The organism is Aquirufa nivalisilvae, assembly GCF_003143535.1.
In the GTDB taxonomy this organism is placed as follows: domain Bacteria; phylum Bacteroidota; class Bacteroidia; order Cytophagales; family Spirosomataceae; genus Aquirufa; species Aquirufa nivalisilvae.
In genome coordinates this window covers 1088025-1111617 of record NZ_CP029346.1, presented here as the reverse complement: position 1 = coordinate 1111617, position 23593 = coordinate 1088025, and the positions used below count along the sequence as shown (strand labels likewise).

Annotated in this window: 18 protein-coding genes; 15 read left to right on the top strand and 3 right to left on the bottom strand. The window is 39.0% G+C overall.

All coding sequences use genetic code 11. The features are described 5' to 3' along the window. The first annotated feature begins 277 nt into the window (after positions 1-277). Together HME7025_RS04895 and HME7025_RS04890 are read left to right on the top strand one after the other, a co-directional pair. Positions 278-2932 (top strand): hypothetical protein, encoded by a 2655-nt coding sequence (locus tag HME7025_RS04895; RefSeq protein WP_109322567.1) that lies wholly within the window; start codon positions 278-280, stop codon positions 2930-2932. A gap of 137 nt (positions 2933-3069) precedes the next feature. Continuing rightward, the gene (locus HME7025_RS04890) at positions 3070-3333 is read left to right on the top strand and encodes a GIY-YIG nuclease family protein (RefSeq protein ID WP_109322566.1); all 264 of its coding nucleotides are present in this window, start codon (positions 3070-3072) and stop codon (positions 3331-3333) included. A 121-nt stretch (positions 3334-3454) separates the two neighbouring features. Here the strand turns inward: HME7025_RS04890 and HME7025_RS04885 are convergent, their stop codons facing one another. Then, positions 3455-3664: a zinc ribbon domain-containing protein YjdM gene (locus HME7025_RS04885; RefSeq protein ID WP_109322565.1), complete on the bottom strand. Its 210-nt coding sequence runs from the start codon at positions 3662-3664 to the stop codon at positions 3455-3457. A gap of 14 nt (positions 3665-3678) precedes the next feature. Then, positions 3679-5532: a YgiQ family radical SAM protein gene (locus tag HME7025_RS04880; RefSeq protein WP_109322564.1), complete on the bottom strand. Its 1854-nt coding sequence runs from the start codon at positions 5530-5532 to the stop codon at positions 3679-3681. 1321 nt (positions 5533-6853) lie between these two features. Here HME7025_RS04880 and HME7025_RS04865 point away from each other — a divergent pair. The 13 genes from HME7025_RS04865 to HME7025_RS04805 all read left to right on the top strand — a co-directional run bounded on the left by HME7025_RS04865 (position 6854) and on the right by HME7025_RS04805 (position 20565). Next, on the top strand, positions 6854-7843 hold the full coding sequence (locus tag HME7025_RS04865) for a glycosyltransferase (protein ID WP_109322561.1): 990 nt from the start codon (positions 6854-6856) through the stop codon (positions 7841-7843). A gap of 100 nt (positions 7844-7943) precedes the next feature. Then, a complete protein-coding gene (locus HME7025_RS04860; protein ID WP_193495357.1) occupies positions 7944-8804 on the top strand; it encodes an EboA domain-containing protein in 861 nt (286 codons plus the stop codon). Positions 8805-8868: 64 nt separating this feature from the next. After that, entirely contained in the window at positions 8869-9822 is a 954-nt protein-coding gene (locus HME7025_RS04855; protein WP_226998297.1) for a TatD family hydrolase, read from the top strand. Beyond that, a complete protein-coding gene (gene eboC, locus HME7025_RS04850; protein ID WP_109322559.1) occupies positions 9822-10703 on the top strand; it encodes a UbiA-like protein EboC in 882 nt (293 codons plus the stop codon). The genes HME7025_RS04855 and eboC overlap by 1 nt, the downstream gene beginning before the upstream one ends. A gap of 9 nt (positions 10704-10712) precedes the next feature. Then, complete coding sequence (locus tag HME7025_RS04845; RefSeq protein ID WP_109322558.1) at positions 10713-11858, top strand: 3-dehydroquinate synthase; 1146 nt, start codon at positions 10713-10715, stop codon at positions 11856-11858. Between the two features lie 6 nt (positions 11859-11864). Beyond that, positions 11865-13070, top strand: coding sequence for a metabolite traffic protein EboE (gene eboE, locus HME7025_RS04840; protein ID WP_109322557.1), 1206 nt, complete (start codon positions 11865-11867; stop codon positions 13068-13070). A 1-nt stretch (position 13071) separates the two neighbouring features. Further along, a complete protein-coding gene (locus HME7025_RS04835; RefSeq protein ID WP_109322556.1) occupies positions 13072-14439 on the top strand; it encodes an alkaline phosphatase family protein in 1368 nt (455 codons plus the stop codon). Between the two features lie 59 nt (positions 14440-14498). Next, complete coding sequence (locus HME7025_RS04830) at positions 14499-14855, top strand: hypothetical protein (RefSeq protein WP_154401931.1); 357 nt, start codon at positions 14499-14501, stop codon at positions 14853-14855. A gap of 20 nt (positions 14856-14875) precedes the next feature. Further along, complete coding sequence (locus HME7025_RS04825; protein WP_109322554.1) at positions 14876-15970, top strand: Gfo/Idh/MocA family protein; 1095 nt, start codon at positions 14876-14878, stop codon at positions 15968-15970. Between the two features lies 1 nt (position 15971). After that, entirely contained in the window at positions 15972-16811 is an 840-nt protein-coding gene (locus HME7025_RS04820) for a sugar phosphate isomerase/epimerase family protein (protein ID WP_109322553.1), read from the top strand. Position 16812: 1 nt separating this feature from the next. After that, entirely contained in the window at positions 16813-18018 is a 1206-nt protein-coding gene (locus HME7025_RS04815) for a parallel beta-helix domain-containing protein (RefSeq protein ID WP_109322552.1), read from the top strand. Between the two features lie 2 nt (positions 18019-18020). Continuing rightward, complete coding sequence (locus HME7025_RS04810) at positions 18021-19067, top strand: SO2930 family diheme c-type cytochrome (protein WP_109322551.1); 1047 nt, start codon at positions 18021-18023, stop codon at positions 19065-19067. Position 19068: 1 nt separating this feature from the next. Continuing rightward, a complete protein-coding gene (locus tag HME7025_RS04805; RefSeq protein ID WP_109322550.1) occupies positions 19069-20565 on the top strand; it encodes a sulfatase family protein in 1497 nt (498 codons plus the stop codon). Positions 20566-20704: 139 nt separating this feature from the next. Here HME7025_RS04805 and leuS read toward each other — a convergent pair whose 3' ends face one another. After that, positions 20705-23527 (bottom strand): leucine--tRNA ligase, encoded by a 2823-nt coding sequence (gene leuS / locus HME7025_RS04800; protein ID WP_109322549.1) that lies wholly within the window; start codon positions 23525-23527, stop codon positions 20705-20707. Between the last annotated feature and the right edge of the window lie 66 nt (positions 23528-23593).

Below are 23593 nucleotides of genomic sequence, written 5' to 3'. Positions count from 1 at the left end.
AAGTCAAAATTTAAGCAAATTAATGGCCCTTCATTTTATATAAAACTATTTTGACGACATCAAAATAACAGCCAAAGAAATATAAATTTGATGTATACAGCTTTTAACTTAAAATGGGAAAAATGGCTTTTAAATCACATCAAACACATTTGTAATAATTCAAATATTAATTCTACCTATCAACATTTGATATAATATTGATATGTTCGCCAAACCCAACCCATTGATATTGTGCCTATTTAACAACATTTTCAAATGACTTTAAAATAAATAAATTATGGAAGTAAAAATATATAACGCATTTATTGCTTCACCGAGTGACACAAACAACGAAAGGCTATCGTGTGACAAAATATTTGACGAAATAAATTCAGGGTTAGGTGAAATATACAAATTTAGACTACAAAGTTTAAAATGGGAAAAAGATGTCAGACCTGCTATTATAGATAAGGATGCTCAATCTGTAATTTTTGAACAAATTGGCGAAAAATTTGAAATATTTATAGGTATAATGAATAAAAGGTTTGGTTCACCAACACCAAGGGCAGGTTCAGGGACGGAAGAAGAATTTAATGAAGCATTTAAAAGATTTAAAGAAAGGCAAGATTTAGAAATCTTATTCTATTTTAATGTGGAGCCCCCAAAATCAATGAACGAATTAAATTTACCTGAATTACTTAAAATTGAAGAATTTAGAAAAAAACTTCAACCAAAAGGAATTTATGGAATTTATAATGGCGCTTCTGACTTTGAAGATAAATTAAGAAAAGATTTAACAAAGTTCTTTATTGGGCAATATAAAAACAAAGAGGGCATACCAGTGAATGCTCAACAATTAATAAATAAGGAAGCTCTCAGAAAATTATTCAAAAAAAGATTTAATGATTCATTGAAAGGTTTTGAGGACCAACCAAAAATTTGGATTGAACCAATTATTAGTAGAACTAGTGAACTTTCTCAAAATCCTGATGAAAATTACAGTCAAAGAGTACTAATTGAAGAAATATTACTTTCAGAAAAATCGTATTTCATAAATGCCCCATCTCAATTTGGATTAACTACTTTAGCCCATCACCTAATATGTGAAGCCTGGGAAAATGATGAGCTTTGGATATATCTTGACAATTCTGCGTTAAAACCTCATCAGGTTAATAAGATTGTAAGAAGTGAGACTAGTTCATTAGACCAGAATCCTGAAACGGTAAAATGCATAGTATTTGACTCATTCTATAATACTGACAAAGTATCATATAAAAAACTTAAGGATTTAATTACAGCAAATCCAAATTGTAGAATAATTGTTCTTAACACTTTAGATGAACAACTTTATATAAACAAAGATGAAAATGATAAAATCGATGAAAAAGAGACAATTATAGATAGAGAGTTTGATATACTACATCTAATTGCACTACCGCGCACTCAAATTAGAAATATTGTTCAACAGTACAATCAAGAAAAACATATTGGAGAGGAAACAATTGTTCTAAATAAAATAACAAAAGAACTAGAATGTCTTAATCTTCATAGAACACCATATAATATTTTAACAATACTCAAAGTATCCGAAAAACATTTTGACGATAGTCCAGTAAACAGAACTAAAATGATTGAAATGATTCTGTTCGTATTATTCGATATGGGTGAAATTCCGAGATACAAAACAATGCCTGATCTTAAAGATTGTGAATATGTATTAGGAAGATATTGCGAAACTATGTTGAGAAATGAAAATTATAGTTTCTATAAATCAAATTTTATTTCAGAGCTAAAATCTTTCTGTGTAGAAAAATTTATAGAATTAGATATTGAAATTGTTTTTGAAATCTTAAATAACAACAATATTATAATAATTGATGGAGATAAGTATCGTTTCAAGTCAACTTTTTGGATTTATTATTTTGGAGCAAAAAGAATGCACATTGATGAGTCATTTCGAGAATACATTTTCAGTTCAAACAAATATGCTTCATATCCAGAAATTATCGAATTCTATACGGGTATAGACCGAAATAGGGATGATGCTTTATCCATATTACTCACAGACATTGAATCGATAAGAAATACAGTAGAGGAAAAATTAGGTATAAATGGAGAAATTAATCCATTGAAAAATGCTAAATGGAAACCTTCTGAAAATGAAATTGAAAAAATACAAAATGAAATTGGTGAAAATGTTAAAAATTCAAACTTACCAGATGCCATAAAAGATCAATTTCTTGACAAATCTTATAACCAAATAAGACCCTATAATCAATCTATTCAGAAAATATTTGAAGACTACTCCCTTCTCAATTTAATGCAACAAATTAAAGCATCTTCAACTGCTTTAAGAAACAGTGATTATTCTAACCCTGAACTGAAAAAGAAATTATTAGTTGAGATATATAATTCATGGAAACAACTCGCTAAAGTACTTTTTGCATTGTCGCCAACTATGGCATTAAAAGGAAAAGCATCTTTTCAAGGTGCTGCTTTTGAATTAAATGGTGATTTTGGAGACACCTTTGAAGATCGTTTAAACAGAATAGTTCAGGTTTTACCAACCAATGTTGTTGGTTATTTTCAGGACGATTTATACTCTCCTAAGATTGGTCCATTATTCTATGATTGTTTTAATAATGAAAAAAATGAACTTTTAAAACACCACCAAGCTCTTCTAATAATTTTCAAGCGACCGAATGGTTGGAAAGCTCAAATAGAAAATTATATAACTTCAATCAATAAAAATTCCTATTACTTGTTTGATACTGTTAATGCTCTAAGAACTAAGTATAGATATGACTTTGCGAATGAGAACGAATTAAAAGATATAAAATATTTAGTAAAATTAGGACTTGCAAAACATCAATTTGGTGGAACTAAACCTAGTTTATCTCAAATATTAAAAATTGATGACAGCTCCCTTCCGAAAAGGGAAAACCTAGATTAAAAATCCAGATAATAAAAGCCTATTTGAAAAATTGATGATTAATTAACTAAATAAATAAAGAGCGATTAAGTTAAATTAAAATTCGACATTTTGATTTAGTTTCAAAATATTATATCAAATTAAAAAGTTGGAATACTTTGCACAAAGTCATCTACAAAATCACCTATCCCAATGGAAAGATTTACATTGGTAAAGACTTAGTAGATTCCATTAATTATTTTGGAAGTGCGGACAGCAAAATCATTGCCAAGGATTTTACAATCAGAAAAGAAATATTATTTGAGGCAGAAAATGTAACCGATCGGGAAATCAATCAAATGGAAGTTGAATTTATCAAGCAAAATCAATCCAACAACCCTAGCATTGGCTATAACCAATGGCCAAAATTTAAAGATAATTGAAAGCAATAATGAGACAATACCCTCAAAGAATTAAAATAAAAGCTTAATCCTCCCTAAAAGATCAAGCTCCCATTTACAATTCACCATTTACAATTCACCATTTACCCCTTACCATTAAAAATTACGCTTTCTTCAAAAACTCAGTCTTCAAGACCATCATCGTTTTTTCTACTTTGCCTTCTACTTCGCCTTCAAAGTCGGTTAAACGGATATTGCGCACCATGGTTCCGCGTTTGATGACGCCAGATGATCCACGTACTTTTAAATCTTTGATGACTGTTACTGAATCTCCGTCGTTCAATAAATTACCGTTGCTGTCTTTAACTTCCATGTGCTATAATTTGATTAATATTTTTGGTTCCTATTTCTAAAGCCCAATAAGCGCTGCGCTAAGTCGGGCCGCTGTAATTTGGTCAAACGGTTCCGAATCCAATCCTTGAACTCAGCTTTGTACCAAAAGAAATACTTATTTTGATTTTGTTTCTCTTCCTTGGTTTTGGCCGTATAAATTGGCTGCAAGGTATACGGATGCACACCTGTATAATAAATCACCTCGGCCACCGTCATAGGCGTTGGGGTGAAATCCTGTACTTGTTCCAATTGAAAGCCTAAATCCTTGGTTTCTGCCGCTAAATTGGCCATATCCACTTCCTCACATCCTGGATGAGAAGAAATGAAATAAGGAATCAAGGGCTGTTTCAAACCATGCTTGGCTGAAATGGCATCGTATTTCTCTTTGAACTTCCTGAAATATTTGAAAGAAGGCTTACGCATAACCCGCAAAGTAGCATCGGAAGTATGCTCAGGGGCCACTTTCAAACGGCCGGAAACATGGCGCGTAATCAATTGCTCCATGTATTCATCGTGGTTCATGTCGGAATTATTCTTATTGAAATCATCCACCAACAAATCATAACGCACTCCCGAACCCACAAATGCTTTCTTGATGCCTGGATGCGCATCTACTTTCTTGTAAATCTCCGTCAAAGGTTTGTGAGATGTATCCAAATTGGAACAAATCACGGGGTGAATGCAGCTTGGACTAGAGCAACGGGCACAAATAGATTCATCTTTGCCACGCATCTTGTACATGTTAGCCGATGGCCCGCCCAAATCAGAAATATATCCTTTAAAATCCGGTGATTTTGTGATTTGATCTACCTCTTTCATGATGGATTTCTCACTTCGAGAAGCAATGAATTTCCCTTGATGGGCCGATATGGTACAAAAACTACAACCTCCAAAACAACCTCGGTGCATGTTGACCGAGAATTTAATCATCTCAAAAGCGGGAATAGGCCCTCTTTTGCGGTATTTAGGATGAGGTAAACGGGTATATGGCAAATCAAAAGAGCGATCCATCTCCACCTCTTCCATGGTTTTGAAAGGAGGATTGATGACCAAAGTTTGATCTCCTACTTGCTGCGTAATTCGATTGGCCTGCCATTTATTGGACTCTACCTCCACAATCTTGAAATTGGCAGCGTATTTAATTTTGTCGACCAAGCAATCCTCATGACTGCTCAAACTGACCGTTTCCCAAGAATCAACTTCAGGTAAAGTGGCCTCTTTAGGCTGTAAAAAAGCGACTTGATTGATATTGGTTAAGTCTGCCAAAGGAATACCACTTTTCACGCCTCGAATAATCTCGCGCAAAGGCTGCTCCCCCATGCCGTAGACCAACATATCTGCCTTAGAATCCACTAAAACCGATGGAAATAATTTGTCGGCCCAATAATCATAATGCGTCACCCGACGTAAAGAGGCTTCAATACCTCCAATTAATACAGGAACATCGGGATAAATTTCTTTAAGGATTTTGGAATAGACCGTGGTGGCATAATCAGGTCTAAAACCCGCTTCACCACCGGGGGTATAGGAATCATTGGAACGCAAACGACGGTTGGCCGTATAATGATTCACCATGGAATCCATGCAACCGGCAGTTACTCCAAAAAAGTACTTGGGTTTGCCTAATTTCTTGAAATCACGTAAATCATCTTGCCAGTTGGGTTGGGCTACAATACCCACCTTCAAACCTTCACTTTCCATGATTCTGCCAATCACTGCCGTGCCAAAAGAGGGATGGTCTACGTAGGCGTCGCCTGATATTAAAATAACATCTAGCTCGTCCCAGCCTCGTTTTTCCACTTCTTTTTTTGTCAAGGGTAACCAGTCGGTGATCGGTCTTTCTTCCATCTTGCAAAATTAACTGAATTTGCTTGGTTTACCTAGTTGGGTTAATGGAGAATGGGAAATGTAGAATGTAGAATTTCAATATCATGAACTTGATTGAACATTGATAACTAAGGTTTTTCTTTTTTTTCATAAAAAAAGAAATGCCTTGGTAAGTAAGGTTCAGTAAAAAGAATTGTTAAATAAGTTCACATAAATACATTTCTTAGTTAAAAATCTCATTGATCTTTCTTTTTTTGAAAAAAAAGAAACAAAAAAACTTCTTTTTTTGTCGTCCAGCAAAGGCGAATTTCGCTTCGCGAAACCGTGATTCACTACGCTATCGCCTATATTTTTGACGCCGAAGCGCATCGCCCATGCTGAGGTCAAAACCTCGTCTACCGCTTCGTTCATCACCTTTCGCTGAAGCTGAACGACGGTATTGTCATTCATATAAATTCTACATTCTACACTGAACGGTTAATCCCAACGAAAGATGGGAACGCAGCATGAGCGAAGCGGCAGGCGAATATTTGACCCCGTGCGTAGGTCTGAGCTAAGCGTCAAAGATTAAAGCCGTATGCGGAGTGAACATCGGTTCCGCGCAGCGGAATTCGTCTTAGGATTAACCGTATTTCTACTGTTTTTTTTGTTTCTTTTTTTATGAAAAAAAAGAAATGCCTTGGTAAGTAAGGTTCAGTAAAATGAATTGCTAAATAAGTTCACATAAATACATTTCTTAGTTAAAAATCTCATTGATCTTTCTTTTTTTGAAAAAAAAGAAACAAAAAAACTTCTTTTTTTGTCGTCCAGCAAAGGCGAATTTCGCTTCGCGAAACCGTGATTCTCTCCGCTATCGCCTATATTTTTGACGCCGACGCGCATCGCCCATGCTGAGGTCAAAACCTCGTCTACCGCTTCGTTCATCACCTTTCGCTGGAGCTGAACGACGGTATTGTCATTCATATAAATTCTACACTGAACGGTTAATCCCAACGAAAGATGGGAACGCAGCATGAGCGAAGCGGCGGGCGAATATTTGACCCCGTGCGTAGGTTTGAGCTAAGCGTCAAAGATTAAAGCCTTATGCGAAGTGACCATCGGTTCCGCGCAGCGGAATTCGCCTTAGGATTAACCTCAATAGTTATAAGGTATTTAGTTGTTTTTATTAAAGTTTAGTTTTTAAAATACAGTTTGTGATTTATTATAGAAAGGTTCGATGAGATACTCAGAATTTCAGTGAGTATTTTGAAGTCAAGTTATTTTTACCAAAATTCTACATTTTTCATTCTACATTCTACATTTCCAATTCTTTATTCGCTAATCTCTTCTATTTTTGTAAGATATGCAGCTTTCCATCATATTTGTTAATTACCAAAGTGAAGATCTTTTACTGAATTGCTTCCGAAGCATTTACCAGTATACCCAAGGTTTGGAATTTGAGTGCATTGTGGTAGATAATAAATACCAAGCTGGTGCCAATGCCGCAATTCTTCAGGAATTTCCTGCCACCACTTGGATTGATTTAGGTTATAATGCAGGCTTCTCCAAAGCCAATAATGCTGGTTTAGCGGTGGCTAAAGCTCCTCATGTATTATTCATGAATGCAGATACCTTGGTGACAGACAATACCATTGGGAAAGCCTATGAATACCTACAAGAAAAGCCAGAAATTGCAGCGGTGGGAGCCATACAAATAGATGCTGAGGGAAATCCGATTCCCTATTACCGAACACTGAACGACATCCGTATTGATTTATACATTTTGCCCAATATTCCGGCATGGAAGCGTTTTGTCTACCAATGTTTTCCTAGCTATGAGGCGCAAGCAAGCTATGAGACCAATAATTTGGTGGGTTTTTTCTTGATGACCAGTCAAAAAGTAATCGCTCAAGTGGGAGCTTGGGACGAAGATTTTTTCATGTATGCCGAGGATGCCGAATGGAGTACGCGATTAATCCAAGCTGGAAAATTGGCCTATTTTGAGGATATCCGAGTGACACATTTGTTGGGAGATAATCCCTTCCGTCGAGCCAAAACTTCTTGGGTCAATCGATTTTCGGTGCAAATCCAAGTGTCTAATTTACTCTGGATTAGAAAAAGTTATGGCCTGGGAGCCTATTTGCTCATTTTATTGAATTATGCTGCCTTAGTTCCTTTGTTTTGGACTTGGAAAATTTTGTTGAATCTTATCAAAATGAGGCCACTGATGCACAATACAGAAAATCAGGTCTTGTTTAGTCGAAAAACAGGCATGCTCTTTCATTATTTTTGGCAAACGGTATTCCTGTTAAAAAAGTCGTATCAGATCAAACCTGAGGAAAATGTACAATAAATGGTATTGCTGATAAATATCATACATAAATCATGTCATCAATCTAAGGATTATGTAGTAAATTCGTTTTTAGCCTAAAATCATCATAAAATAGTATATTTTGAATATCTCCGAGTCCCTATTTCAAGCATTAAGTACCCAGTGTCAACCCAAAGAATTGGATTGGTTGAGGGATAAATCAGCGAAAGATGCCAATTCTTTATCGCTCAGCTTTGTCATGGTTCCTCGTTTTATTGAAAAACAAGAACTAGAAAACGAAGTGTTGAGTCAGGCCGCCTCCATCCTACCCGATTGGAATTGGAACGGCTGGACTTTAGACCGTTTAGCACGTGTGTATTTATTGAGCCTTTGCCAAGAGAGAGAATTAAGTCGAGAAGAATACATAAAGAAATTGAATCTTCTATTTGATACAGCAGAACTAAACGAGTCCGTTGCCTTGTATTCAGCCATTCCAGCTTTGGCCTTTCCAGAAGCTTGGATGAACCGTGCTACAGATGCGGTACGTTCCAATGTAGGTTTAATCTTTGATGCCATTGCTTTTGGCAATCCATATCCGAAAACTTATTTCTCGGAATTGGCATGGAACCAATTGGTCTTAAAATGCATATTCAATGATAAGCCAATCCATCAAATTGAAGGTTTAGCCGAAAGAAATAACGAAGCATTGGTACAAACCTTGGTGGATTTTGCTCATGAACGCTGGGCAGCGAACCGACGTGTCCCTTCGCAAGTTTGGCGCTTACTGGTTCCTTATTTGAACCCAGAAATATTACCCAATATTGAAAAATTAATTCATTCCGATTCAGCTTCAGACCGTTTGGCCGCTGCGCTCGTTTTAGCACAAAGCAGCTTGCCTGAAGCGAAATTATTGGTTGAAAAATATAAAAACGAGCTTCCTGCAGTTCCTAGCGAGCTTTGGGGAGCTTTAGAGAAACCAGAACCCATTTACCAACCAGCCTAAGATTATGTGTAAAAATCCACACCAATCGAACCCATCCCATTTTCAAGGATCTGCAGAGGAAGAAATGACTGCCAGTACCGTGGAAGAAACATTTGAACAGTATATCAAAGGCATGAAGTTTTTTGATCCGCATGTGCACATGACGGCGAGAACGACGGATGATTACCAAGCTTTAGCTGATGCTGGAGTGGTGGCCATTATTGAGCCTGCTTTCTGGCTGGGTCAACCAAGAACGGGATTATCGTCGTTTAAAGACTATTTTGCTACATTGGTGGGTTGGGAGCGTTTTCGTTCTTCTCAATTTGGCATCAAGCATTATTGCACCATTGGACTTAATTCCCGTGAGGCTAATAATGAGGCTTTGGCAGAGGAAGTGATGGAGATTTTGCCCTTATTCTTACAAAAAGAAGGCGTAGTAGGTGTGGGAGAAATTGGCTTTGATGACCAAACAGCCTTGGAAGAAAAGTATTACCGTGCGCAATTGGAGTTAGCCAAAGAAATGGGCTTACCTGTGCAGGTGCATACGCCTCATCGCGACAAGAAAAAAGGGACAGAAAGAAGCATGGCCATTGCTTTGGAGCATGGTTTAGATCCAAAAATGGTCATCATTGACCACAACAACGAGGAAACGGTTAAATCGGTGTTGGACCAAGGATTTTATGCCGCCTTTACCATTTACCCATTCACTAAAATGGGGAATGAGCGTATGGTGGAAATTGTGAAACAATACGGCCCATCCATGATCATGATTAATTCCGCTGCTGATTGGGGTATCTCCGATCCTTTGGCGATTCCTAAAACAGCGGCATTGATGAAGATGAAAGGCATTGCCGATGAAGATATTCGTTTAGTGACCTATCAAAATGCCTTGGATGCTTTTGCTCAAAGTGGACAAATTAAGGAGTCTGATTTTATCCATGGCATGGAAATAGATCAGTCCTTGAAATTCAATGGCAACACCGTTTTACGTGGCGGACAAGCTCCAAGAGTCAATAAAAACTCCTTGATCATTCGCTAATGAGTCAGATTAGGGCCTTTTTGGAATTAACTCGACCAGCCAATGTCATTACGGCGCTGACCGACATCATGGCAGGTATGGCCATCGTAGGTTTCCTTTTTGTTTGGAAGGATTATTCCATTCAGCCACTTGTCTTGTTGGGATTTTCCACCATGTGTTTATACGCAGGTGGCGTGGTTTTCAATGATGTATTTGACCGAGAATTGGATAGCTTCGAGCGACCAGAAAGAGCATTGCCGAGTGGCCGAATTTCTTTACAAGCTGCTGTGGCAGGAGGTTTAATCCTACTTATTTTGGGTATATTCTTAGCTTTCAAGCAAAGCTTACTCAGTGGCTATGTGGCCATTATCATTACTTTATTAGCTCTTTTTTACGATTGGAAGGGAAAACACATGCAATACTTTGGTCCCATCAACATGGGCCTTTGTCGGGCATTTAATCTACTCTTAGGCATGTCGGTGTATGAACTAGGTGTCATAGAACAAGGACAATGGATGATATTACCTTTGATTTACATCGCCGCCATCACCATGGTGAGTCGGGGCGAGGTACATGGTAGCACCCCTTGGCCGATAGCGGCAGCTGCCTTTTTCTTTTTGATCATCCATGCTGCACAATTATCCTTGGCCATTAAATCGGAACAATGGATCGCTATTCCTTTCATTATTTTGCATATCACGCTTATCTTTAGACCTTTAATAAAAGCATATCAACATCCCATTGGACCTAACATTGGAAAAACAGTGAAAGCTGGTGTCTTATCACTCATTGTGATGAATGCCGCATGGGTGAGTTTAAGTGGACAATGGATGATTGCTTTGGCAGTGTTGGCCCTCTTACCCATTTCCATGCGAGTAGGGAAATTCTTTGCCGTTACGTAATTTTATAGCATGCAGTCATTAGAACAATATTTTCAGGTACCATTTCGCTATCAAGTCATTTTCTCCAAAGGCTTATTCCAACAAGACAATCCCGTTTTCAAGGATTTCATCTTAAACTTTGGTTTAGCTGATTTCAGGAAAAGAATTGTGTTTGTCATCGATAAAGGTGTGGCTGATGCCCATCCGAACCTGACTTCGCAAATCGTTCAGTATTTTGAAACCTTTCCTGTGGCTGATTTGGCCCCAGAAATCTTGATTTTACCGGGTGGAGAAGTTTGTAAAAATGACCCTCGGTTTTATGAAGAAGTCGTTCGCGCTATTGATGAGCACCGCATCGATCGACATTCTTTCGTGGCTTGTATTGGTGGAGGAGCCTTTTTAGATATGAGCGGTTATGCCGCTGCCATCTCACACCGTGGAGTGAAATTCATTCGTATTCCGAGTACTGTTTTATCCCAAAATGATTCGGGAGTTGGCGTGAAAAACGGGGTGAACTACATGGGTAAGAAAAATTTCCTAGGCACTTTTGCTCCACCTGTAGCGGTTTTCAATGATGTGAATTTATTGGCTACTTTAAACGACCGCGACTGGAGATCAGGTATTGCGGAAGCCATCAAAGTAGCTTTAATCAAGGATTTAGCTTTCTTCCAATGGTTGGAAGCCAATGCCCAAGCCATGAATGAGCGTAATGAAGCGGTCATGATTGAGCAAATCTACCGTTGTGCCGAATTGCACATGCAGCATATTTCCAGCGGTGACCCCTTTGAATTAGGTTCAGCTAGACCTTTGGATTTTGGACATTGGGCAGCTCATAAATTAGAATACTTAAGCAATTTCGAGATTCGTCATGGAGAAGCAGTGGCTATCGGTATTGCTTTAGATACAGCCTATTCGCATGAAATTGGCTATTTAACCGCCGAGGAAAGAGACCGTGTCATTGCGGTCATTCGTACCTTAGGATTTGATACCTACCACCCTGCTTTGGCAGAAAATGATAAAGCCAATTTATTCAAAGGCTTACAGGAATTCCAAGAACACTTGGGAGGACAATTATGCATTACTTTGTTGGAAAAACTAGGCAAAGGAAAAGAAGTGCATGAAATGAATTTCGACTTAATTAAAAAATCGGTTGATTTCTTAGCTCAATTAGGATAGCATACCATGAAAACAGCACAAGGGCTTTTAAGTTATTGTTCCAACATTCATCCAGGTGAAATTTGGTCTGAACATTTTGCCAATCTTCAAAAGAACATACCAGCCGTGAAAGCAGCCGTTAGTCCAGATGCTCCCATGGGCCTAGGTTTACGAATTGCCGATTTAGCTAGTAAAGATTTACAGGATGAGCAAGCTTGGAAAGCCCTGACAGATTGGTTGAAAGCCGAGGATTTGTACGTGTTTACGCTGAATGGTTTTCCCTTCGGAGGTTTTCATGGTGTAGTGGTCAAAGATGACGTTCACACACCTGATTGGACCACAACGGAACGTTACGATTATACCCTGCGTTTGGCGCATATTTTAGCCAAATTATTGCCTGAAAGTCAAGCTTCAGGTGGTATTTCTACCTCTCCACTCTCCTACCGTTTTTGGTGGCAAAGTCCAGAAGCCTTGCAAGAAGCCACCGAAAAAGGCACCTTGGCTTTGGTAGATTTGGTGGATCAATTGGCCCAAATTGAACAAAATACTGGAAAAAGCATACACATTGATATTGAACCAGAACCCGATGGTATTTTAGAAAACCACCGTGAATTTGTGGATTGGTATGGTGCCTGCTTATTGCCATTAGGCATTCCTCATTTAATGGATAAAGGGTATAGTGCTGCCAAAGCTGAAGAATTGATTCGTCGACATATTCAAATTTGTTTCGACATCTGTCATTTCGGAGTAAGCTACGATAATCCTGCTACTTGCATTGCAGAGTTGAAAGACAAAGGCATACAAGTGGGTAAGATACAAGTGAGTTCGGCCTTGCGTTTGGACTTTAGTCAACAAGCCGAAGAGAAATTAGCTTTGTTAAAAAAATACCAAGAGCCTGTGTATTTGCATCAGGTGAAAGCCAAAAAAGCGGATGGTAGTTTCATTCAATATCCTGATTTGGATCAAGCCTTTGCGGCTTATGAGCCAGGAGTATTTTTGGAATGGAGAATTCACTACCATGTACCTCTATTTTTAGAGAGCTATGGTTTATTGGGGTCAACACAGAAAGAAATCCGAGAGACTTTAGCTATACAAAAGCAGGAAGCCTTTACGGGACAAATGGAAATAGAAACCTATACATGGGGAGTATTGCCAGAAGAACATCAAATTCCCATTCATGAATCCATCATTCGTGAAATTCAATGGGTACAAGAACAATTAAAAGCCGAATAAGATGCAAAAGACGGTCGTTATTGATATCGTAGGATTAAGTCAAAGTGTTCTTTGTGAGCACACACCGTTTTTAAACCAGTTCATTGCTTCTAGGCAATTGAGCCATATCAAACCCGTTTTACCTGCCGTGACCACAACTTCCCAAAGTTGTTATGTCACTGGAAAATACCCCAATGAAAATGGTATTGTGGGTAATGGCTGGTATGATCGTGAAGATGCAGAAGTAAAGTTTTGGAAGCAATCCAACCACTTGGTTCAAGGAGAGAAAATATGGGATGCCGCTAAAAAGGCCAATCCCAACTTTACTTGCGCCAAAATGTTTTGGTGGTACAACATGTATTCATCTGCCGATTATTCGGTGACTCCTCGTCCACAGTACCATGCCGACGGTGTGAAAGCGCCCGACTGTTACTCCTACCCTGCTTCTTTACGCGATGAATTACAAGCAGAACTAGGAACATTCCCTTTATTTAGTTTTTGGGGACCTAATGCCAATATCAAATCTACTAAATGGATTGCTGATGCTTCGATTTGGGTAGATAAGAAATATAATCCTACGCTGAATCTGATTTATTTACCTCATTTGGACTATTGTCTACAAAAATTTGGCCCAGATCTTCCCAAGATTGCGAAGGAATTACAAGAGATTGATGAGGTGGTCAAAGATCTAGTGACCCACTTTGAAAGTACAGGAGCTAAAGTCATCTTGTTATCCGAATATGGAATCAACGAAGTGAATCAACCGATTTACATCAACCGCATTTTGCGGGAAAAAGGATTGATTAGCATACGCATCGAACAAGGCTTAGAGCTCTTAGATGCAGGTGCAAGTGCGGCATTTGCTACGGCAGATCATCAAATTGCACATGTTTACATTCAAGACTCCAACAAAATAGCGGCAATTAAGGCTGATTTAGAAAAGGTGCCTGGGATTGCGAAAGTACTGAATAAGGAAGAACAAAAAGCCTACCATATTGACCATGCCCGCAGTGGTGAGCTGGTTCTTATTGCCGAACCACAAGCATGGTTTGTATATTATTTCTGGCTAGATGATACCAAAGCCCCCGATTATGCCCGTTTAGTGGATATTCATAAAAAACCTGGTTATGACCCTGTGGAGATGTTTATGGACCCAAAAAATCCATTCATTAAACTGAGGGCCGCCTATAAATTGGCGAGAAAACTGAGTGGTTTTCGCTATTTGATGGATGTGATTCCTTTGGATGCTACACTAATCAAAGGTTCACATGGTGGTATTTTTTGTGAACCAGCCTATTATCCAGTCTTCATTTCAGATCAAAAAAGCCTTCCTAGCCAAGTAGAAGCCCCTGAAGTATATGATTTAATTTGGAAAACTATTTTTCAATAAAAGTTTTATTAGAAAAATTAGCACTATATTTAGCCATTAAATCAATAAAATACTTTACCATGAAAAAACTAATTGCCTTATGCGCCATGATGGCGATGTTCCTTGGCCTGAGTACAAAAGCTACAGCGCAAGACTTTGATCCACAAGCGATGGTTCAACGTCAGCTTGACCGTATTTCTACGGAATTGAGCCTGAACAAAGATCAGGTTAAAAAATTGGAGCCTATTATTACTGCTCGTATGCAAAAAATGATGGAATTCCGTCAGGCAGGCATGGAGCGTGAGCAAATGATGGCTGAAATGAAGAAAATCAATGATAGCCAATTGGAGTCATTGAAAGCCATTTTAACTCCAGAGCAATTGGAGAAATACAAAACGATGCAAAGTCAAATGCGTCAAGGTGGACCTAGAAACTAATTCAAGGCTTTTATTTCGCCATGAAAACAAAAATCCTTTTACTTATAGGGCTGGTCATGATCAGCCCTATATTTTTATTCAGTCAAGTTGTACGGGTGGGAATAGCTGGAATGACGCATGACCATGTGGGTCAGGCGCTACATGCTGCGCAAAAAAATGCGGATGTGGTCATTGTAGGATTTGCCGAGAAAAACAAAAACTTGGCCATGCGCCTACTTAAGGAATATAAATTACCAGAATCCCTTTGGTACCCAGATTTAGAAACTTTAATTTCCAAAACAAAACCAGAAGCCGTTTGTGCATTCAATAGCATTTATGAACATTTGGAGGTGGTTCAAACTTGTGCCCCTAAAGGCATTCATGTCATGGTGGAAAAACCTTTGGCAGTTAACATGGATCATTTGAATCAAATGAAAGCCTTGGTCAAAAAACACCCCATTGCCTTATTAACCAATTTTGAAACAACCTGGTATCCCTCCCATGCCAAAATGTGGGATATGCTGAAAGTCGACAAATCCTTGGGGGATCTACGCAAAGTGGTCATCATGGATGGTCACAATGGCCCAGTAGAAATTGGTTGTTCGAAAGAATTTTTAGCTTGGTTAACTGACCCCAAAATGAATGGAGGTGGAGCATTGATTGATTTTGGGTGCTACGGAGCCAACATTATGACTTGGCTCATGGAAGGCCAAAAGCCTATTTCTGTTACAGCAGTTAGTCAACATTTGAAACCACACATCTATCCCAAAGTAGATGATGAAACCACCATTATTTTAAACTACCCAACTTGTCAAGCCATCATTCAAGGTTCTTGGAATTGGCCATTTGACCGAAAAGATACCGAATTATATGCCAGTAAGGGCATTTTAGTGGCCAATAAGACCAAACAAATGAAATATGTTTCTGAAGGTCGATTCGGCAAAGAAAGCTTGATAGATTTAACACCATTAGCTCCCGAAAGAGCCAATGTATTTGCCTATTTGGCGGCAGTCGTGCAAGGCAAAATCAATCCACAAAAGGATTTATCCTCCTTGGCCATCAATGAAATTGTGGTAGAAATATTATCAGCTGCCACGGAATCTGCAAAAACTCACAAAACCATTTTTTTAAAATAACATGAAAGCAACATTACTCCTTGTTTTATTACCTATGTTGGCCTTAGCCCAAAAACCCATGCAAATCAATGGCAAAGACATTGGTATGGTTTCCTTTACTTACCGCAATAGTTTATCCAAAGACATGGCTAAAACCTTGGATACCTTAAAAAATCAGGGCATTACCGACATGGAATTTTCAAGTTTGTTTGGCAAAACCGCCCAAGAAGTACGCAGTCTTTTGGATGAAAGAGGGATGAAATGTAGTTCTTTCGGAGTAGGAATGGCGGATGCCTTAAACAAAACAGATCAAGTGGGGGAAAATGCCAAAATCTTAGGCGCATCTTTTGTTCGCGTGGCATGGATTCCTCATACAGGTCCGTTTACCCTAGAACTAGCACAAAAAACGGCTCAAGAATTCAATCAAATTGGAAAAGCTTTAAAAGAGAAATACGATTTAACTTTTTGCTACCACAACCACGGCTTTGAATTTGAGCCCTATGGAGAGGGTACTTTGTTTGATTATTTGGTTCAAAACACGGATTCTAAATTTGTTAGCTATGAAATGGACATCCTATGGACTTTTTTCCCAGGTCAAAATCCAGCAACATTGTTGGAAAAATACGGTAATCGATTTAAATTGATGCACTTGAAAGACTTGAAAAAAGGAGTGCAAGGAAATATGTCGGGTGGCACTTCTGTGGAAAATGATGTAGCTTTGGGAAGTGGACAATTGAACATTCCTGAAATCATGAAAGCGGCTAAAAAAGCCAAAATTCAGCATTATTATTTAGAGGATGAAAGCTCTAGATATCCTGTTCAAACCCGACAAAGCAGAACCTATTTATCGAATTTAAAATAATATGACCCAGCGTTTTCTTTACCTCGTGATCTTACAGATAGCCATTGTTTCTCAGGTTGTAGGGCAACAAGCGATCGAAAAGAAAATCCAAACGGATTTGATTTTAGCGGAAGATGGAAGTACCATACAATTAGAAGAAGGTACCTTCCAAATATCGCAAAGTCTGTCGATGGATGGTAAAAAAAATATGATCATACGGGGTAAAGGAATCGATAAAACGATACTTTCTTTCAAAAATCAAGCAGGAGGAGCCGAAGGCATTAAAATCACCAATTCGGAAAATATCATTTTGGAAGATATGACCGTACAGGATTCCAAAGGGGATTTAATCAAAACCATGCATGTGAAAGGTATCACCTTTCGCCGAATCAAAGCCGAATGGACGGGCAAGCCCTCACCTACCAATGGTAGCTACGCGCTTTACCCTGTGCTTTGTGAAAATGTGTTGATTGATAGTTGCATTGCCATCGGCGCCTCCGATGCTGGTATTTATGTGGGCCAGTCGAAGTACATTGAAGTGAAAAATAGCACGGCATTCCAAAATGTGGCGGGGATAGAAATTGAAAATTCCCAGTTTGCGGAGGTGCATCATAATAAGGCCTATGGCAATACGGGAGGTATTTTGGTCTTTGATTTACCTGATTTGGTACAGAAAAAAGGAGGACATGTGAAAGTATACCAAAATGAGGTCATTGAAAATAATTTAGCCAATTTTGCCCCTAAAGGAAACATTGTAGCCCGAGTACCTAAAGGAACGGGGATGCTTGTTTTAGCGACTAGTCAGGTAGAGATTTTCAACAATAAGATTCACCAAAACAAAACCATGGGGGTAGGAATCATTTCTTATCACATGACTGAAAACAAAATCACGGATTTGGAATATGACCCTTATCCAACGGCCATTGAAATTCGCGACAATGACTTTGAAAGAAAACCGGGTAGAGTCCCTGCCAAAGGTCGCTTTGGTCAGATGTATCGCTTCAAACTGAAATTTGGTAGACAGGTGCCCAATATTGTCTACGATGGTATTTTGGACCCGAAACGATTGGATTCCAGTGGTGAATATTTTCCTTCGTATCGCATTTGTATTCGAAACAATACGAATCAAAGTTTCGCCAATATCGATGCAGAGCACGATTTCAAAAACATCCAACGCGACGTAAGTTTGTACAATTGCCATCTTCAAGCATTTAAGACACTCCGCTAATCATGAACAGGTCTTTTCGTTTAGGCTTGATGATTTTGGTATGGATGACATTTATCCAAGCTAGTTCCATCCAAAAAAATTCGGCTGGCTATGTCATGAAATTATCCGATTATGGGTTTTTCAAAGGTGAATTAAAAGATCAACTTCCCCAAGACGGTGTGATTCCCTATCAATTGAATTCTCCCTTGTTTTCGGATTATGCCTCCAAGCTCCGCTTTATTAAATTCCCAGTTGGAACTAAAGTGGCCTATAATGCTGATTCGGTATTCCAATTTCCTGTGGGAACCGCCCTCATTAAAACCTTTTATTATCCCAAAGATGAAGCCAATCCTACGACTGGTAGAAGGATTATGGAGACTCGGGTGTTGATTCGTCAAGAGAAGTCGTGGGTGGCTCTTCCCTACATTTGGGATGAAGCTCAAACAGAAGCCACATTGGAAGTTGCAGGCGGTTCATCTCCTGTTAGTTGGAAAGACAAACAAGGCATCCTAAAACAAGTGAATTATCAGGTTCCCAACATGAACCAATGCAAAGGCTGTCATGAACGAAGTGGTAAAATGACGCCCATTGGTCCTTCGGCCCGACAATTACATGGAGATTATCCGTATACTTCGGGAAAGCAGAATCAATTGGATTATTGGGCCAAAGCTGGATTATTGACTGATTTGCCCAATCTCCATGAAATTCCAGCATTAGTTAATTATGCTGATGAAAGTAAGCCACTTGATGAACGAGCGAAAGCTTATTTAGATATCAATTGTGCGCATTGCCATAATCCTACAGGACCTGCTCGCTCTTCAGGCTTATATCTAACATGGGATACCAAAGATAAAACAGCCTATGGATTCATGAAGACTCCAGTAGCTGCTGGAAGAGGTTCTGGTAATTTGAAATACGATATTGTTGCAGGCAAAGCTAAAGAAAGCATCTTGGCCTACCGCATGGATTCTGTAGATCCGGGCATCATGATGCCTGAACTAGGCAGGAAAATGAAGCATCAGGAAGGAATTAAATTGATTCAAGATTGGATAAACTCTTTAGCACATTAACATGAAAACACGTTTTATCTTTCCGATTTTGTTAGGGCTGTCCATGGTCTTTCCTAGTTTGGCACAAAAGAAAAATAACCAGAAACCAAATATCATTTACATTTTAGCTGATGATTTGGGCTATGGAGACATCTCCATTTATAATCCCCAAGGCGATAAAGTTGCAACGCCGCACATTGATCAATTGGCCAAAGAAGGCATGCGCTTTTTAGATGCCCATTCTGCTTCTGGAGTTTGTACCCCCTCCCGATATGCCATCATGACAGGACAATATCCATTTCGAAGTAAATTACCTGTGGGTGTATTGCGTGGCTATAGTCGTAGTTTGATTGAAAAAGAACGTGTGACCGTGGCCTCTTTTCTGAAAAGTCAAGGATATCAAACTGGAGTAGTTGGTAAATGGCATTTGGGTTTAGACTGGGCCGTAAAATCAGGGTTTGAAGGTAATTTAACCCAAGTAAATTATGGAATTCAGGAAGAAATGAAGCCAGAAAATATTGATTTTGACAAAGACCCTACGGGTGGTCCAGCGGCCGTGGGATTCGACTATTCCTATATATTGCCCGCATCATTGGACATGCCGCCCTATTGCTATTTGGAAAACCAACATTTGGTAGAGAAGCCTACCGCCTATACCGATGGTAATAAATTAACTTCGGGATATACAGGTCCATTTTGGCGAGAAGGGAAAATGGCTCCCAGCTTTGATTTCTATGGTGTAATGCCACGTTTCATTGATAAGTCCAAGGAGTTTTTGGTCCGTCAAAAAGCCAATAAACCCTTTTTCTTGTACATTCCCTTTTCAGGTCCGCATACACCTTGGGTTCCTCAAAACAAATTCAAAGGGAGCTCCAAAGCTGGTGAGTATGGCGATTTTGTCCAACAAGTTGATGCTTCGGTGGGTCAACTCATGAAAACCTTAGATAGCTTAGGCTTGAAAGAAAATACCATCGTTATTTTTACGAGTGATAATGGGCCCTATTGGAGAGAAAATTTCGTAAAAGAATTTCAACATCAGGCCGCTGGAGAATGGCGAGGCATGAAAGGTGATGCCTTTGAAGCTGGGCACCGAATTCCGTTCATTGTTCGTTGGCCTAAGAAAGTAAAAGCCAAAAGCATATCCAATGCCTTAGTTTCTCAAACGAGTTTATTAGCTACTTGTCAACAAATACTAGGTCAAAGTCCTAGCAAAAACGACAGTTATGGTATTTATCCCTTATTGACCCAGAAAAACAAGGAAATTCCAGAGCAAGAGGCTTTGGTTTTCACGACCTCCATAGGTTACTTGGTGGTCCGACAAGGAGAATGGAAATGGGTTGAAGGACTGGGTTCAGGTGGTTTCACGGACCCTAGAAATGTCAAAGTAACCAATCACATCACAGGTCAATTATTTAACCTCAAACTCGACCCCAAAGAATCCGAAAACTTGTTTGAGAAATATCCCGATAAGGTGAAGGAAATGAGGGAGTTACTTGCAAGAATCAAGAATGTAGAATGAAGAATGTAGTAGAATGTAAAATGTAGAATTGAGTGCTAAGTTCAATTTATTATTTTCATCTAAATCCAGAGAAATTTGATGAACGAGTAGAATCTTTTTCTGAAAAATTCTTCATTCTACATTCTTCATTCTACATCAACTATTTTGCCAAAACAATATTCACAATCCGCTTCGGCACCACGATGATCTTACTTGGTGTTTGACCATCCAATACTTTTTGAACTTGAGCATGAGCTAAAACGCCGGCTTCTACTTCGGCAGGACTTGCCGTAGCAGAGAAAGACAAGGTCAATTTCACTTTTCCATTAAATGAAATCGGATAATTAAATTCATCTTCCACTAAAAAGGCCGAATTGAACTCTGGGAATTTGGCTTGGGAAATACTTCCAGCCTCCTCACCTAATGCCAGCCATAACTCTTCTGCCATGTGAGGAGCATAAGGAGATAATAATAGCACTAAATCCTTTAAAATGGCCTTTTTATGACATTTCAATTGAGTCAAATCATTGACACAAATCATCAAGGTAGAAACGACTGTATTGAATGAATAACGCTCTAAATCTTCATGTACTTTTCGGATAGCTGTATGTAAAACCTTCAATTCTTCCGGCTTCGCTGGAGCATCTTCCATTTTTACCTTTTGCGTCGTTTCATCAAAGAATAGACGCCATACCTTTCTTAAGAAATTGTGTGAGCCTGAAATACTGTTGGTATTCCATGGTTTAAATTGCTCCAATGGCCCTAAAAACATTTCATAGACACGCAGTGTATCTGCTCCATATTTGGCAATCAAATCATCTGGATTTACCACATTGTACTTGGATTTGGACATTTTTTCCACTTCCCAACCACAAACATATTTTCCATCCTCTAAAACAAAGACAGCATCCGCAGGAACATCGTTTCTCGAAGATTTAAATGCCTCCACGTTCAATACATCATTCTCTACAATATTGACATCCACATGCAAGGCTGCTACATCATATTGGTCTTTTAATCCATGAGAAACAAAAGTTGCTGGACTCACATTTTTCACACGGTAGACAAAATTAGATCTACCCTGAATCATTCCTTGATTGATCAATTTCTTGGCAAACTCCTCTTCCTGTACATAGCCCAAATCTTTCAAGAATTTATTCCAAAAACGAGAATACAATAAGTGTCCTGTCGCGTGCTCAGAACCTCCTATGTATAAATCCACGGCTTTCCAATAATTCACAGCCTCTTGAGAAGCAAACTCCTGGTCATTTTTGGCATCCATGTAACGGTACCAGTACCAAGAAGAACCTGCCCAACCTGGCATGGTAGACCATTCATAATCGTACTGACCTTGGTATTTCCAAACATCTGCCGCACGACCTAATGGTGGCTCGCCAGTTTCAGTGGGCAAATACTTGTCAATCTTAGGAAGCTCTAATGGCAATTCACTTTCTTGAATCAAATAAGGCAATAAATCACCTTTAGAATTTGGTTTGAAATATACCGGAACTGGTTCTCCCCAATAACGTTGACGGGAAAATACCGCATTGCGCATTCGATACTGAATTTTACCTTTGCCTATCCCTCTTTCTTCTAACCAAGCAGTAAGAATAGGAGTAGCTTCTTGGTAGGTCTTTCCATTGATCAATTCAGAATTGATGTATTTCCCTTCCTTAGTCGCATCGGCTTGTTTCTCTATATCCTTCTGGGCATCCAAAATCGGAATAATCGGTAGGTTAAAATGCGTTGCAAAGTTCCAGTCGCGCTGATCTCCTGAAGGCACACCCATTACCGCTCCAGTTCCATATCCAGCCAATACATAATCAGCCAAATAAATAGGCACACGCTCTCCATTGAATGGATTAATCACATATGATCCAGTAAATACACCGCTCACTTGCTTCACTTCCGAAACGCGATCTAGTTCCGAACGAGATTTCGCCCAAGTCACATAAGCCTCCACAGCCTCTTTTTGCTCTGGTGTAGTCAATTCTTCTACCCACTCATGTTCTGGTGCTAACACCATGAAGGAAACCCCATAAATGGTATCAACACGAGTCGTAAACACTTTAATTTTTTTATGAGAAAGTGCTGGGTTATCTATATCAAAATCAACCTCAGCCCCAATGGATTTTCCAATCCAATTGCGCTGCTGTTCTTTCAATGAATCAGACCAATCTACTTCTTCCAATCCACGCAACAGTCGGTCAGCATAAGCTGTAATACGCATCGACCACTGGCGCATTTTCTTTTGTTCTACGGGATGGCCTCCACGTTCTGAAACACCATCTTTGACTTCATCATTCGCTAAAACGGTCCCTAATGCAGGGCACCAGTTCACCACTGAATCATCCAAAAATGCTAAACGGAAGGCTAATAAATAAGCATACTTTTCTTCTTCTGAATACGCATTCCACTCTTCTGCACTAATGCGCTTAACCTCTTCATCACAAACGGCATGTACTCCAATAGATCCTGATTTTTCAAAAATTTGAACCAAAGAATCGATTGACTCCGCTTTATCAGAAGCCTGGTTATACCATGAATTGAACAATTGCATGAAAATCCATTGGGTCCACTTATAATAAGATGGATCCGAAGTTCTTACCTCTCTAGTCCAATCAAAAGAAAAACCCATGTTTTTCAATTGCTCAATGTATCTAGCGATATTTTGCTCGGTAGTTAAGGCAGGATGCTGCCCTGTTTGTATGGCATATTGTTCCGCAGGTAGACCAAAGGAATCAAAACCCATCGGGTGTAACACTTCAAATCCCTGCAAACGCTTGTAGCGCGAGATAATATCAGATGCAATGTACCCTAGCGGATGTCCGACGTGTAATCCTGCCCCGGATGGGTATGGAAACATATCCAACACGTAATATTTAGGTTTGTTCGGATTAACATTTGCTTGAAAGGTATTATTTGCCTCCCAAAAAGACTGCCATTGCTTTTCAATTTCTCGAAACTGATACTCTGTACGCATAAATTTTTATCATTTTAAAAAAGGAATGCAAATTACGGCTTTTTTATGAAAAAATATTTACTCTAC